General features: G+C 66.9%; 13 protein-coding genes. 6 read left to right on the top strand and 7 right to left on the bottom strand.

What is annotated here, in order from left to right:
- The first annotated feature begins 4 nt into the window (after nucleotides 1-4).
- From JYP50_RS17825 to JYP50_RS17815, 3 genes are read left to right on the top strand one after another with little or no spacing between them, the layout of a single operon-like run.
- The gene (locus tag JYP50_RS17825) at nucleotides 5-1,549 is read left to right on the top strand and encodes an FAD-dependent oxidoreductase (RefSeq protein WP_206561914.1); all 1,545 of its coding nucleotides are present in this window, start codon (nucleotides 5-7) and stop codon (nucleotides 1,547-1,549) included.
- Nucleotides 1,546-2,010, top strand: coding sequence for a c-type cytochrome (locus tag JYP50_RS17820; RefSeq protein ID WP_206561913.1), 465 nt, complete (start codon nucleotides 1,546-1,548; stop codon nucleotides 2,008-2,010). Before JYP50_RS17825 ends, JYP50_RS17820 begins: the two co-directional genes overlap by 4 nt.
- Nucleotides 2,003-2,884: an HpcH/HpaI aldolase/citrate lyase family protein gene (locus JYP50_RS17815; RefSeq protein ID WP_206561912.1), complete on the top strand. Its 882-nt coding sequence runs from the start codon at nucleotides 2,003-2,005 to the stop codon at nucleotides 2,882-2,884. Before JYP50_RS17820 ends, JYP50_RS17815 begins: the two co-directional genes overlap by 8 nt.
- A 67-nt stretch (nucleotides 2,885-2,951) precedes the next feature.
- Here JYP50_RS17815 and JYP50_RS17810 read toward each other — a convergent pair whose 3' ends face one another.
- The gene (locus JYP50_RS17810) at nucleotides 2,952-4,139 is read right to left on the bottom strand and encodes a lipid-transfer protein (RefSeq protein WP_206561911.1); all 1,188 of its coding nucleotides are present in this window, start codon (nucleotides 4,137-4,139) and stop codon (nucleotides 2,952-2,954) included.
- A 29-nt stretch (nucleotides 4,140-4,168) separates the two neighbouring features.
- On the bottom strand, nucleotides 4,169-4,603 hold the full coding sequence (locus tag JYP50_RS17805) for a Zn-ribbon domain-containing OB-fold protein (protein ID WP_206561910.1): 435 nt from the start codon (nucleotides 4,601-4,603) through the stop codon (nucleotides 4,169-4,171).
- A 233-nt stretch (nucleotides 4,604-4,836) separates the two neighbouring features.
- Here JYP50_RS17805 and JYP50_RS17800 point away from each other — a divergent pair, with 233 nt between their 5' ends.
- The 3 genes from JYP50_RS17800 (at nucleotide 4,837) to JYP50_RS17790 (ending at nucleotide 9,510) form a co-directional block, all read left to right on the top strand.
- Nucleotides 4,837-5,490: a TetR family transcriptional regulator gene (locus JYP50_RS17800; protein WP_206561909.1), complete on the top strand. Its 654-nt coding sequence runs from the start codon at nucleotides 4,837-4,839 to the stop codon at nucleotides 5,488-5,490.
- Nucleotides 5,491-5,571: 81 nt separating this feature from the next.
- Nucleotides 5,572-8,067 (top strand): TonB-dependent receptor, encoded by a 2,496-nt coding sequence (locus JYP50_RS17795; protein WP_206561908.1) that lies wholly within the window; start codon nucleotides 5,572-5,574, stop codon nucleotides 8,065-8,067.
- 678 nt (nucleotides 8,068-8,745) lie between these two features.
- The gene (locus JYP50_RS17790; protein WP_206561907.1) at nucleotides 8,746-9,510 is read left to right on the top strand and encodes an SDR family oxidoreductase; all 765 of its coding nucleotides are present in this window, start codon (nucleotides 8,746-8,748) and stop codon (nucleotides 9,508-9,510) included.
- A 95-nt stretch (nucleotides 9,511-9,605) separates the two neighbouring features.
- Here the strand turns inward: JYP50_RS17790 and JYP50_RS17785 are convergent, their stop codons facing one another.
- From JYP50_RS17785 to JYP50_RS17765, 5 genes are all read right to left on the bottom strand, one after another.
- Entirely contained in the window at nucleotides 9,606-10,193 is a 588-nt protein-coding gene (locus tag JYP50_RS17785) for a PqiC family protein (RefSeq protein WP_206561906.1), read from the bottom strand.
- Entirely contained in the window at nucleotides 10,190-11,173 is a 984-nt protein-coding gene (locus JYP50_RS17780) for an MlaD family protein (protein WP_206561905.1), read from the bottom strand. The genes JYP50_RS17785 and JYP50_RS17780 overlap by 4 nt, the downstream gene beginning before the upstream one ends.
- Nucleotides 11,170-11,946 carry an ABC transporter ATP-binding protein gene (locus JYP50_RS17775; RefSeq protein ID WP_347136847.1) on the bottom strand — a complete coding sequence of 259 codons (777 nt, stop codon included), beginning with the start codon at nucleotides 11,944-11,946 and terminating at the stop codon, nucleotides 11,170-11,172. The genes JYP50_RS17780 and JYP50_RS17775 overlap by 4 nt, the downstream gene beginning before the upstream one ends.
- A gap of 1 nt (nucleotide 11,947) precedes the next feature.
- Complete coding sequence (locus JYP50_RS17770; RefSeq protein ID WP_206561903.1) at nucleotides 11,948-13,081, bottom strand: ABC transporter permease; 1,134 nt, start codon at nucleotides 13,079-13,081, stop codon at nucleotides 11,948-11,950.
- 132 nt (nucleotides 13,082-13,213) lie between these two features.
- Nucleotides 13,214-13,726: a DUF3806 domain-containing protein gene (locus JYP50_RS17765; protein WP_206561902.1), complete on the bottom strand. Its 513-nt coding sequence runs from the start codon at nucleotides 13,724-13,726 to the stop codon at nucleotides 13,214-13,216.
- Nucleotides 13,727-13,803 lie beyond the last annotated feature (77 nt).

Genomic DNA, 13,803 nt, shown 5'->3' with positions numbered 1-13,803 from the left:
GGGAATGACGGATACAGCTGGCAGCGGCGGCATTCGCCGCCGGCGCATGATAGCCGGGCTGGGGGCCGCGGTCGGCAGCACCGCGTTGCCGCTGTCCGCGGGCCCCGCGGTACTGCCCCGGGGCGAGATCCGGAGCTGGGATATCACCGCCGACGTTTTGGTTGCCGGGTCCGGCGCCGCCGGCGTCAGCGCCGCCCTGGAAGCCCGTGCCAGCGGCGCCGAGGTACTGTTGATCGAGTCACTGCCGCGGCTCGGGGGCGCCTCCGCCATGTCCGGTGGCGTGGTTTACGCCGGTGGAGGCACCGCCCTGCAGCGGGCGCTGAATATCGAGGACAGCGCCGAGGCCATGTACGACTTCATTGTCGCCTGCGGCGCGCGCCATCCCCAGTTGGACAAAATCCAGCTGTACTGTGAGCAAAGCCCGGCGCACTTTGACTGGTTGGTGGAACAGGGGGTGCCCTACCAGAGCAAGTACACCCCGGCCAAGGGGCTGCCCTTCGGCGATGAATCCCTGTACTACTCAGGCAACGAGTTGGCCTGGCCGGCGGTGGAGCTCGCCCCTCCCGCGCCCCGTGGACACGTGCCCGGCGTGGCGGGGATGAACGGCGGGCGGACGCTGATGGAGGCGCTGCTCGCCCGCTTGCGGCGGTCGGGGGCGCGAATCCGGGCCGGTCTCGCCGGCCAGCGACTGGTGATCGAGCGCGATGGTCGCGCGGCGGGCATGACGGTCCAGTCGGCCGACGGCCCCCTGCACATTCGCGCCCGCCGCGGCGTGGTGCTGGCCTGCGGCGGCTTCATTCACAATCGCGACATGCTGCGCCGCTACGCACCCGAGCTGTACGACTGCTCGGTGCCCTGGGGCAACGCCGGTGACCTCGGCGCGGGAATCAACATGGGGATCGCCGCCGGTGGCGCCGCGCTGCGCATGCACCAAGGCTTCGCCATCGCCCCCATCTACCCACCGGAGCACGTGCTCTCGGGCATCGTGGTCAACGCCGCCGGGCAGCGTTTCATTTCCGAGGAGTCCTATCACGGGGTGCTGGGCGACGCCATCGCCTTTCACCAGCAGGGTAGGGCCTGGTTGATTACCGACAGCGAGAGCAGCTATCGCGACCGCCAGGACAATTTTCCCCTGGTCGCCGAGGGCAACACGCTGGGCGATCTCGCGGCGCGGGTCGGCTTTCCCCAGGGCGCGCTGCAGCACACGGTGGCCTACTACAACCGCTTTGCCAGCGCCGGCCGCGATCCCCTGTTCCACAAGGGCCACGGTTATCTGCGTCCCTTGCAGGGACCGCCCTACCGGGCCTGGAACCTGTCGGTGGACCGCGCCTTTTTTCCGGCGCATACCTTCGGCGGTCTGCACACCGACGTCGACGGCCGGGTCATCGACGGCTTCGGCGACGCGATTCCCGGGCTGTACGCCGCCGGGCGCACGGTGGCGGGACTGCCCACGGCACCCTACATCGCCAGCGGCCTGTCGCTGGGGGATTGCACTTTTTTCGGGCGGCGAGCCGGTGTGGCCGCGGCCGCCGGGGAGCGCGGCGCATGAGGCATTTCGGAGCCGTCGCCGGCCTGTTGTTGGCGCTGCTGTCGCCGCCGGTGTTGTCCCAGGCGCCGGGGCCCGGCATGCCGGCCCTGGCGGGCGATGCGGATCGCGGCCGGCTGGTGTTTGGGCAGTGCCGCGCCTGCCACTATCCCGACCCCGCCATGGGCCACAACAACGGCCCCAACCTGCACCGGATTTTCGGCAAGGTGGCGGGCAAGCAGCCGGGCTTTGAATACTATTCCGAGACCTTCAAGCAGGCCCGGTTCGTATGGACGCCGCAGTTGCTGGACCTGTGGCTGGCCGACCCCGGGGCGATGTTCCCGGCGTCGACGATGATGAGCCTGGGGGTGCCGGACCCCCAGCGACGCGCCGACCTGATCGCCTACCTCAAGGAGGCCTCGGTGCGCGAGTCGGTCGCGGTGAGCGACCCGAACACGATTGACGAGGAGACTAGCAATGACTGACCGGCCCCTGCGCTCGGTGCTGTACATGCCCGGCGCCAACCAGCGCGCCATGGACAAGGCCAGGGAGCTGCGCTGCGACGCGGTGGTGTTCGACCTGGAAGACGCGGTGGCGCCGGGGGCCAAGGCGGCCGCCCGGGAGGCGGTGCTCGCCCAGCTGGCCGCGGGCGGCTACGGGCCACGGCAATTGGTGGTGCGCTGCAACGCCCTGGCCACCGACTGGGGGCGGGACGACCTGGAGGCCATGGCCGCGAGCCGGGCCGACACGCTGTGCCTGCCCAAGGTGGAGAGCGCGGCGGAGCTGGATGCCGTGACCGGCCTGCTGGTACAGGCGGGACGCGACGACATCCAGCTGTGGGCCATGATCGAGACCCCCGAGGGGGTGGCGCGGGCGGACGCGATTGCCGCCCACCCCGCGGTGAGCGTGCTGGTGATGGGCACCACCGACCTCGCGGCCGAATTGCGCGTGCCCCACCGGGCGGACCGGCTGGGGTTGCAATATGCCTTGGGCCGCTGCGTGCTGGCGGCGCGCCGGGCCGGTATCGCGGTGCTGGATGGGGTGTACCTGGACCTGGCGGACGCGGCGGGTTTTCGCGCCATCTGCGAGCAGGGCAGGGCGCTGGGTTTCGACGGCAAGACCCTGATCCACCCCACACAGGTGGCCGACGCCAACGCCGTGTTCGGCCCCTCGGCAGAGGCCGTGGACTGGGCGCAACGGGTCCTGGCTGCCTGGGAGGCCGCCGCCGGCGAGGGCAAGGGCCTGGCGGTACTGGACGGCAAGCTGGTGGAGACCATGCACGTGGACGAGGCCCGCCGCACCCTGGCGACGGCCCGTCATATCGCCGCCACGAACACGGATACCGGCCATCAATCGTGAATCTGATTGATGGGGTCATTGGCCGCCGCGCGGCCCATGACCCGGGCTATTTTGCGCAGGCCGCCCCTTAGCGCTTGACGATGACCGAGCTGCCGTGGCCGAACAGGCCCTGGTTGGCGGTGATCCCGACCTTTGCGCCCTCGACCTGGCGGTCGCCGGACTGGCCGCGGAGCTGCCAGGTGAGTTCGCAGACCTGGGCCAGGGCCTGGGCGGGCACCGCCTCGCCGAAGCAGGCCAGGCCGCCGGAGGGGTTGACCGGGATGCGGCCGCCGATGGCGGTGTCGCCGTTGCGCAGCAGCTGCGCCGCCTCGCCGCGGGGCGCCAGTTGCAGGTCCTCGATCCAGTCCAGTTCCAGGGCGGTGGAGAGATCGTAGACCTCCGCCACATTCACGTCTTCGGGACCGATGCCGGCTTCCTCGTAGGCTTTTACCGGGAGTGAAGCGCGGAAACTCTGGGCCTCGATGCCCGCCGCGGCGGCGGAGTCGGTGGCGATGTCGGGCATTTCCACCACACCGCTGGCAAAGCTCGGGGTGACCGTGGAGATCGCGGCGACACGCGGCGCGTCGGCCTTGCCGATGCGTCTGGCGTAGTCGAGGCTGGACACGATCAGCGCGGCGCCGCCATCGGAGGTGGCGCAGATGTCCATCAGCCGCAGCGGGTCGGCGACCATGGCCGAGGCCGCCACGTCCTCGACGCTGAAGCACTTGCGGTAGCGGGCCCGGGGGTTCTTGCTGCCGGCGCGGGCGTTCTTGACCTTGACCTGGGCGAAGTCCTCCTGGGTATCGCCGTAGAGATCCATGCGCCGGCGCGCGTAGAGGGCGAAGTAGGTGGGGTTGGTGATGCCCAGGTAGAAGCGCACCCAGTCCGGGTCCTCGGGGCGATAGCCTCCCGCCGGGGCGAGAAAGCCCTTGGGCGTGGTGTCGGCGCCCACCACCAGGGCGACTTCACACTCGCCCGACAGGATCTTGTTGCGCGCCGCCGCCAGGGCCTGGGAGCCCGAGGCGCAGGCGGCGTAGGAGGTGTTCACCTCGGCGCCCTGCCAGCCCAGGGCCTGGGCGAAGGTGGCGCCCGCCACGTAGCCGGGGTAGCCGCAGCGCACCGTGGCGCCGCCGGAGACAAAGCGCACGTCGCGCCAGGGCACGCCGGCGTCGGCCAGTGCCTCCCGGGCGGCGGCGACGCCGTACTGGACAAAGTTATGGCCCCATTTGCCCCAGGGGTGCATCCCGGCGCCGAGAATTGCGATTTCGTTGGACATGACTTGCTAACTCCTTGGCTGTGCCGCCCTCAGGCCGCGACAGGCTTCCATTTCCAGGTGACCTTGATGTCGTCGTCGGTCTCGTGCAGGGTTTCCAGCACCAGTTCCACCGGCATGCCCACGGACAGCTGCTCGGTGTCGACGCCGGTGACCACCTGGCCCAGCACCACCATTTGCTCCGCCTCCAGTTGCACCGCGGCGATCGCGTAGGGCTCGAAGGGCTGCGGGGCGACAAAGGGGGCCGGCGGCTCGTAGCAGGCGTTGGTGTAGCTCCAGACGGTGCCGGTGCGGCTCAGTTCCACTTCCTCGAAGTCGGTGCTGTCGCAGTCGGGGTTCTTGCAGTAGTGGCTCTGCTTGGGGAAAAAGTACGTGCCGCAAGCGGTACAGCGGGTACCGATCAGGTGCGGTTGATCGCCCATGGTGTGCCATCCCTCGATGGCCGGCGCGAGGGGTTTGTCGCTCATCGGATTGTCTCCTGGAATCAGGCGCCCAAGACTACTACCAGCCTAGTGTGGCCAGCAAGGCATCTGTGGTGGCGGCGGGGCGGGGTTTATCAAAGCAGACCTGCCGGGGGAGTGCTCGCACCCTTGCCTCCCGGGCGACGCCGGGGCAAAGTGTTCCCTTGGATGGTCGCCGGGGCGCCGCCGGATACCGGCAACTTGCGGCCCATGCCGTGACCGCTGGAGGAATACAGAGAGTGACAGCAAGCCACCAGGCGCGCCCCCTGCGACGGGAAGGTCAGCGCCGGCGCCAACAGATTATCGAGGCCACCCTACAATTGATCGCCCGCGACGGCATTCGCGCTGTCCGCCACCGCGCGGTGGCGGCCGAGGCCGGGGTGCCGTTGGCGGCCACCACCTACTATTTTCGCGATATCGGCCAGCTGTTGCGCGAGTCCTTCGAGCACTTCGCCGCCCAGCGGGCGGGAAGCGTCGACGGCGTGCGCGGCACCATAGCCGCGCACCTCGAGGGCGCGCAGGAGGTCGCGGGGACGGATCGCACCGAATTCCTGGCCCGGGAAGTGTCGGACACGCTGGCCGGCTATGTGCTGGGACAGGCGGGGGCGCGGGACGACCGGGCGATCGAGCTGGCCTTTCGCCACGAGGCCCGTCGCGATGCCGGCCTGCGCGCCCTGAGCCAGGAGCAGGAGCGGCAGTTCGCGGAGGATATCGCGTCCCTGCTGGCCCTGGTGGGCAGCGCCGACCCCGCCGCCGACGCCCAGATCACCCTCGGGGTGATCTACTGGCTGGAAGCCGAGGCGGCCTTTGCCGACCTCGCCGAGAACGAGGTGCGCCGGGTGGTGACCCGGCATGTTCGCCACATGCTGGGCCTGGTGGAGCGCGCCGACTGAAAAACGGGCTTTACGCCCGCCCCCAAAAAAGTTGTACTATCGTACCAACAAATCCAATAACAGTAACAACCGGGGGTATGCATGTCGGATTCCACGATGGAGCGGTGGCAGCAGCGGGCACTGGTACTGGCGGTGGCGGCGGGTATCTGCGCATCGCCGGGGGCATGGGCGCAGGGCCTGGAGGAGGTTCTGGTGACGGCCCAGAAACGGGAGCAGGGGCTGCAGGACGTGCCCATCTCCGTGGAGGCCTTCGGCGCCGAGCAGATCGACAACCTGGCGGCGGATGATATTAGCGGCCTGGGGGACTTTACCCCCAACGTCGACATCGGCAAGGCCACCAACCAGCCGAGCTACAAGATCCGTGGTATCGGTACCGACGATTTCGGCATCGGCGCCGACCCGGCGGTGGGCGTGTACGTGGACGGGGTCTATATCGGCCGCTCCGGTGGCTCCAAGGTGGCCTTCAACGACATCGCCCGGGTCGAAATCCTCAACGGTCCCCAGGGTACCCTGTTCGGCCGCAACGCCGCCGCGGGGGCCATCCAGTACGTGACCAACAAGCCGGTCGACGAATACGAGGGCTGGGTCAAGGCCACCCTGGGCAACTACGATCGCCGCCAGCTGGAGGGGGTGTTCAACGTCCCCATCACCGACACGCTGTATTTCCGCACCGGCCTGCTCTACAACAAGCGCGACGGCTGGGTGGACAACCTGGCCAACGGCGACGACCTGGCCCGGGAGGACAACCGCTCGATCACCGCCCAGCTGCGCTGGCTGCCCACCGACAACCTGGACATCATCCTGCGCGCCGAGTACGACGAGGTGGACCAGGACTCGCGCCCGGCCTCGAGCGCCGTGTGGGGGCCCCGGGACAACGGCGCCGGTTTCACCGAGGTGGAGAGCGACGAACGCCTGCAGGAGACCCGCGAGCTGTACGGCACCTCGCTGCACGTCACCTACGACATGGACTTCGCCACCCTGACCTCGATCACCGCCTGGCGCACCTACGATTCCTACAACCCGGAGGAAAAAGACGGCTCCGCGGAATTGCTGTACCGCTTCAACGACCTCAACAAGGAGGACAACAAGCAGTTCAGCCAGGAGTTCCGCCTGGACGGCGAGTTCGGCAGCCGCTGGCGCTGGACCGCGGGGGTCAACTATTTCCGCGAGCACGCGCGGCAGCAGAGCGGCATTATTCTGGGACCGGAGTCGCTGGATAAACTGATCGCGGAGCGGGAGATCGGCGTGCCTTACGATGCACTGGCGCCGGGGCAGGCAACGGATATCGCCTTCCAGTTCATCCCGGACCCCTACAACCGTCGGGCATTCAGCAATGGCTACGAGGCTTTCAACTCGGGCGTGGATTTCCGCGAGAATATCTTTATCGACGGCGAGTACGAGTCCTATGCCGGCTTCGTCGATACCACCTTCGATATCCTGGACAATCTCTCACTCACCGCGGGTCTGCGCTACACCGAGGACGAGAAGCAGTTTGGCCGCTACGTGGAGTTCAACGAGTATGCGCTGGCCTTCGGCTTCCCCACCGAGACCCGTATCGACGCCAACGGCAATTACGATCCCGACGGCGAGCTGGGTTACCTGGTGTCCGAGGAGAGCTGGTCCCAGCTGACGCCCCGGCTGGTGCTGGACTGGAGAGTCACCGACGATGTGCTGCTCTACGGCTCCTATTCGGAGGGTTACAAGGCGGGCGGCTTCAACAGCGCCGGGGAAATCCTGGCACCGCCCTTCGATCCGGAGGAGGTGACCAACTACGAGCTGGGGGTGAAGTCCAGCTGGCTGGACAATACCCTGCGGGTCAACGCGGCGGCGTTCTACTACGAGTACGACAACCTGCAGGAGTTGAATTTCATCCAGGCGGCCTGCCTGTCCAACAGCAGCACCGGCGCTTACCTATTCGAGACGTCGGACGTGGAAGGCGAGGGCATGGAGCTGAGCGTAAACTGGCTGCCGATTCCCTCGCTGGAGCTGTTCTTCAATACGGGCTTACTGGATGCGGAGTACGTACGCCGCGAGGAGCGCACGGTGGTGGATGGCAGCTGCGAGGTGATTGATCGTTCGGGGGAAACGTTCAGCGAGTCGCCGGATGTGAATTTCAGTGTCGGCGGCACTTATACGCTGGATTTCGACAATGGCGCCCAGCTGATGTTCTCGGCGGCCTACAGCTATGCGCAGGGTACGGAACGCAACAGTTGCGTCTATGTGGTGAACAACCGCGCGCTGGGGCGGCCGTCGGATGTCTATACGTTTACGGAGCTGGACGGGGAGCTGACTCTCTCGGATGACTCGGCCACCGGCGATCTCGATGCGCCGCCCTTTGACGCCTGTCCGGACAGCGATGACCGGGAACAGCTCAACGCCCGCATGACCTACTTGAGTCCGGAGCGCCACTGGGAGGTCGCGGCCTTCGTGGTGAACGCAACGGATTGGGAGCCGGAGCACGAGGACCCGGGTGGCCTCGGCGGGGAGTTGGCCTCGGATTTCTCCGACGGCTCGCCCTCCTGGACCCGGCGGGATGAACCGCGGATGTATGGGGTGGAGTTGCGCTACAACTTTTGATTCGTCACTCAAAGCGAGTTTAGTGCGTGTACAGTAAAATCTGTTACTACGTCCCCGTCGTTTAGTGGTATGCACAATTAGAGTCTGGTGGCGGCGCGCGAAGCGCGAGGCCTCCGCCAGACTCGCTGCACCCGATAAAGCGGGGCAGGCTCTGAACCCATCCATGGGGGCTCTTCAGCGACGTCCCTGTCGCTGAAGGTCTGGCAGAGGCCTCCCGCTCCACACGCCTTGGTATCGACGCCTGGCGAAATTTTCTGCCACGAGAGGACGTCATGGGGAAGCTTAAGCCGTTAATTTCTATGAAGGTTAATGGCCAAGGCGTCCGGGCACGGAGGGCCGCGTAGCGACCGTCAACGGCCATGGACGGCCGTTGCCGAGCGAGACATGGATGTCATGCTTGTAGCGTGTCGCGTAGCGGCCCTCCGTGGTCGGGCGCCGCTACGGAATCGAATAAGAACTCCCGTAGAGCAGTTTCATACATAGGGCATGTGCCCAAACAACGTGAAACGCTAGAGTCCAAATTGGCTTTGGTAGGAAAGGTAACGTCAACCGCCACCCAGTGGCCCCCCGGTACAGCCACTTAAGCCACCCACCACTTCGCGGATCCAGGCATTCACCCCCGGCCCCAAGTGCGCAAGAATGCCAGCCGACACATACACAGCGCGAGGAACCCTCCCCATGGCACTCTATGCAATGACCGGCGGCGCCACCGGTATCGGCGGCGCCCTGCGCCAGCAGCTCACCGAACGCGGGCACCAGGTGATCTCCGTCGACATCAAGGATGGCGACATCATCGCCGACCTGTCCACCGCCGAGGGGCGCCAGGCCGCCATCGACGGCATCGCCGAGCGGGCCCCCGACGGCCTCGACGGCTTCATCGCCTGCGCCGGGTTGCCCCCCGTCGCGCGCCCCCTGTCCAAAATCGCCCAGGTCAACTACTTCGCCGTCGTCGCCACCGTCGAGGGGGTCAAGGACCTCGTCGCCAAACGGCGCGGCAGCGTACTCATCGTCGCCTCCAACTCCGCGCCCATGGTGAGCGCCGAAACCCCCTTCGTCGAAGCCTGCCTCGCCGGCGACGAAGGCGCCGCCTGCGCCGTAGTCGAAGAGGCCGACGGCCACACCGCCTATGCCGGTTCCAAGCGCGCCATCACCCAGTGGATGCGCCGCAATACCGTCGCCTACGCCAAGGCCGGCGTGCGCCTGAACGCCGTGGCGCCGGGGATCACCCAGACCCCGCTCACCGACCAGGTATTCGCCGACGAAGCATTGGGCCAGACCATGCGCGACTTCCAGGCCAGCGTGCCCTGGGGCGGCATGGCCAAGCCCGAGCACATTGCCAACGTGATGCGTTTCCTGCTCAGCGAGGAGGCCGATTTCGTGTGTGGTTCGGTGTATTTCGTCGACGGTGGTTCCGACGCCATGTTGCGTAGCGACCAGTTCTGATTGAACGCCATAGGTCGAATGAATTCGACCCTACATCGGGCAATTCATTCGGCCAACATCCGGCGGTGGGCGAATAAAGCGTTTCGCGGACGGGCTCAGCGCTTGCCCTCGCCCCGGTCGGCGGCGATCGCCGCGGCGATCTCCTCGCTGAGACGGCCCAGCAGGCGGCTGTAGCTGGCCGCCAGGGCACCGCCGTCGGTCTCGGTGCCCGCCTCCTCGTAGCGGCTGATCCGCCGCATCACCTCGCGCCCCTCGCCCGGGACGTGCAGGCGCCACTCCGCCACCAGGCGCGTGGTCTCGCTGGAAGCATCGAGGGACAGAATCCACACCTGCACGCCATAGTCCGGCGCATCGCTGGGGGGCCAGGGGAAGGGGCGGATATTCTCGGTGTCCAGCGCGCTCGACAGGTTCAGTCCCAATACCCGCTTGACCCCTTCGGACAGGGGTTCGGCCCAGCGCTGGAAACTGGCGATATGCAGCTGGTTGTCCCCGCGACTGAATACCATGCTGTTGCGGTTGAGGTACTCCGGTATCTGGATCGGCCCGATACCGATCGCGGGGGCGTCGCCGCTGCCGCCGGCGCTGGCGCTGCTGAGGCGGTAGTAGTCGCTGCGGGGGGTGCTGCCGCAGGCCGCCAGCGACAGCGCCAGCAGCAACAGGCCGATTCGTGGGATTGCGCTCATTGGGCGTCCTCGCTCTTGCCGCGCAGCAGGGCTTCCGGCTGCTCTTCCAGGGTTTTGGCCAGCAGTTGCAGGGCGCGGCCCGCCAGGGCGAGCTCCCGCAGGGCTTTGTTGAGCTCGTAGGTGGTGGGGGAGTCCGCGGCGACCAGGCTGTCGACCCCGGACATCGCGCCTTCGAAGGCGCGCATCGCGTCTTCCACCACCGCGAGGTTTTGCTCGACCAGCGTCGCCACGCGCGGCAGCTCGGTGTTCAGGGCTCCCAGGGTGCCCGAGGCCTCGTCCAGTACGCTGGCAAGTCGCGGGCCGCTCTGGCCGACGGCGGTCCTCAGCTCCTCGCTCAGCGCGGCAACGGAGCGGAAAGTGGCCTGCATATCGTCCGGCAGCGCCTGGAACTTGTCGTTGGTGACCACCGTTTTCAGGCCCGCGGCGATCTCCCGCAGGTCGCTGGCCACCTGGGCGAAATCAATATCCTCGATCTGGCGGCTCAATTTCTGCAGCTCGGTGGGAATGGTGGGAATCTGGGTGTGGGGGGAGTCGATGTCGGGCAGCTGCAGCGGCGAATCCGGGTGGAAATCCAGCTGCACGTACAGCAGGCCGGTGAGCAGGCTCTGGGTGTTGAGCTGGGCGCGCAGGCCGCGGGCGATCAGTTCCTCGGTCAGCTCCTCGGGGCCGTTGCCCCGGTACTGGATATTGTTGGCGTCGAGGTCGGCCTCGACGATCATGATCAGATCGACATTGTCGCTGTCCAGAATCAGGTGGATATTGGTGACCTGGCCAATCTGCACGCCCCGCAGCGCCACGGGCGCGCCCACCGACAGCCCCTTCACCGAGCCGTCGAAGACCATCACCACCCGCTCGCGGGAGCTGCCGATGCCGCTGCCGAAGATGAATATCGCGGTGGTCACCGCGATCAGCAGGGCGCCCACGATAAAGGCCCCGATGGCGACGCTGTGGGTGTTTTCGCTCATTCTTGTCTCACTCATGCCTCGGCCTCCGGTTCCGCTGCGGCCTCCCTGGCCAGGAATTGTCGCACAACCGGCTGGTCGCTGTGGTCGCGAAGTTGCCTGGGGTCGCCGCAGGCGATCATGGTCTTGCTGGCGGCGTCCAGGTAGACCGAATTGGTGGCGATGCCAAAGATGCTCGGCAGTTCGTGGGTCACCATGACCACGGTCGCGCCCATCGACTCCTTGATTTGCACGATCAGCTCGTCCAGCAGGCGGGAGCTGATCGGGTCCAGGCCGGCCGAGGGTTCGTCGAAGAACAGGATTTGCGGGTCCAGGGCGATGGCCCGCGACAGGGCGGCGCGTTTGCGCATGCCGCCACTGACTTCCGACGGATAGTAGCTCTCGTAGCCCCCCAGGCCCACCAGGGCCAGCTTGTAGGCGACCACTTCGGTGACCTCCGCGCGGGAGTAGTCCGTGTAGAGCTGCAGTGGGAGGCTGACGTTTTCCCCCAGGGTCATGGCGCTGAACAGGCCGCCGGACTGGTAGGTGATTCCCCAGCGGCGGCGCATGGCGTCGCGGGTGGCGGTATCGGCGCGGGTGAAACTCTGTCCGTCGTAGAGGATTTCCCCGGCGGCGGGCTCGATCAGCCCCAGCATGTGCTTGAGCAGGGTGCTCTTGCCGCAGCCGCTGCCGCCCATGATCACGAAAATGTCACCGCGGTTGACGTCGAAATTCAGCCCCTGCTGGATGACGCGGGCGCCGTAGGCCATGGTGACCCCGCGCACGCTGATGTGTGCCTCGCTGCTAGCCACCTCAGATCTCCAGGTGCTGGAACAGGATATTGATGGCCGCATCGGCCACGATCAGGTAGATCAGCGCGGTGACCACGGCCTCGGTGGCGGCATTGCCTACCGCCGCGGAGCCGCGGCCGGACTGGATGCCCGAGCGACAGCCGGCGATGGCGATCAGCACGGCGAACACGACACTCTTGGACAGGCCCACCAGCAGATGGGTCATGGAGATGGCCTGCTCGATCTGGCTCACGTATTGCAGCAGGGTAATGCCCATGCCCCCGGCCACAATGGCGCCGCCCAGCACCCCGAGCAGGTCGGCGTAGATGGTGAGCAGGGGCAGGGTGATCACCAGGGCGAGCACGCGCGGCACCACCAGGAATTCCATGGGTGACACGCCCATGGTGGTGATCGCGTCGATTTCCTCGTTGGTCTGCATGGTGCCGAGCTGGGCGGCGTAGGCGGCGCCGGTGCGGCCCGCCATGACCACCGCGGTCATCAGCACGCCCATTTCCCGCAGCATGCCGATCACCACCAGGTTGGCGACATAGATCTCGGCGCCGAACAGCTTCAGCTGCACCGCCCCCAGATAGGCGAGGATCATGCCCACCAGCACGCTGGTGAGGCTGATAATGGCGAAGGCATCCGGCCCCGACTGGTAGCAGAAATGGCGAAAATCGGTGAAGCGCGTATTCGAGCGGCCGCGGCACAGGTTTAGCAGGGCGATGCCCAGGTCGCCGAGAAAGGCCATGGACTCGGCAATATCGCGCAGCGCGCCGCGCGCCGCGCGCAGCGGGTTCAGGCGTTGCAGCAGGCCGGGGCGGGGCTCCCGGGGGCGCTCGTGGGGGGGCACCGTCGTGGCGACCCGCAGCAGCTGGCGGGCGCTTTCCGGCAGCGGCGATACATCGAGTTCAATGCCCTCGGCCCGGCAGTAGTTGTGGCACTGCAGCAGGAAGGCCATCAGCAGGGAGTCCCACCGGCCCAGCGCATCCCCGTCCACCAGCAGTTGTCGCGGTGCCAGCGCCACCAGTTCCGGGCGCAGGTCGCGGAAATCCACCGGTTCCTGGCCCTGGGCCCAATCGCCGCTGAGTGACAGCGTGGCCGACTGGCCGGGGCCGTCGCTCAACTGGTAGGCGGGGGCTTGTGGCGGGCTCATGCGGTCGGTCGGCACCAGGTAGTGGGGGTCTCCAGTCTACTGGCTGGCCCGCGGGCAAGGCAATTGGCGGCGCATGCCGCGGCGCCGACAAGCCATGGTGGCCGCGAACGCGGGCCGTTTTTCAACGGCCCGCTACTGGAAGGGAATGTCCGGGCGCAGGGGGGCGATGATGTCGTAGGCTTTCTGGTAGATATCCGCCACGGGGGTGTCGTTGCCCGCTTCGCGCCGCCGGGAAATCATGGTCATCGGGAACAGGTAATTCTCCGTCGTCTTGTAGCGCAGGGCCCGGCTGCGGCCGATGCGGTCTTCGTAGACGACCCAGTGCATGCCCAGGTGCTCCGCCAGCAGGTCGCCCATGACAATGCCCATGGCCTGGAGTTCCTGGGTCTGGCCGGGGCGTACCACGCGATCGTCCAGCATGCGTTGCAGCAGGTCCAGGTCATTGGCCCGGGTGCCGTCGAAGCCGCGGCCGAAATGGCGACGGGCCAGGTCTTCCAGGTGACTGCGCTGCTGCGACATGTACTGGCGATCCAGGTAGGAGAGTTCGTCGATGCGCGGTGTGTCCTGGGCCAGCGCACCCGAAGCCGGTGCCAGCACCAGCAGACAGCCCAGGATGGCTGATATGGAAATGCGCCACAATGCCATAGTATTCTCCTTGGTTTGGTGCACCGCTGTGTTCAATATGACAGCCATCGGATGGCTTAGTTTAGCCCATGTAGGTT

It is taken from the genome of Parahaliea mediterranea, from assembly GCF_017255185.1.
GTDB lineage: Bacteria > Pseudomonadota > Gammaproteobacteria > Pseudomonadales > Halieaceae > JAFKCZ01.
This window is presented reverse-complemented; position numbering and strand designations above follow the sequence as displayed.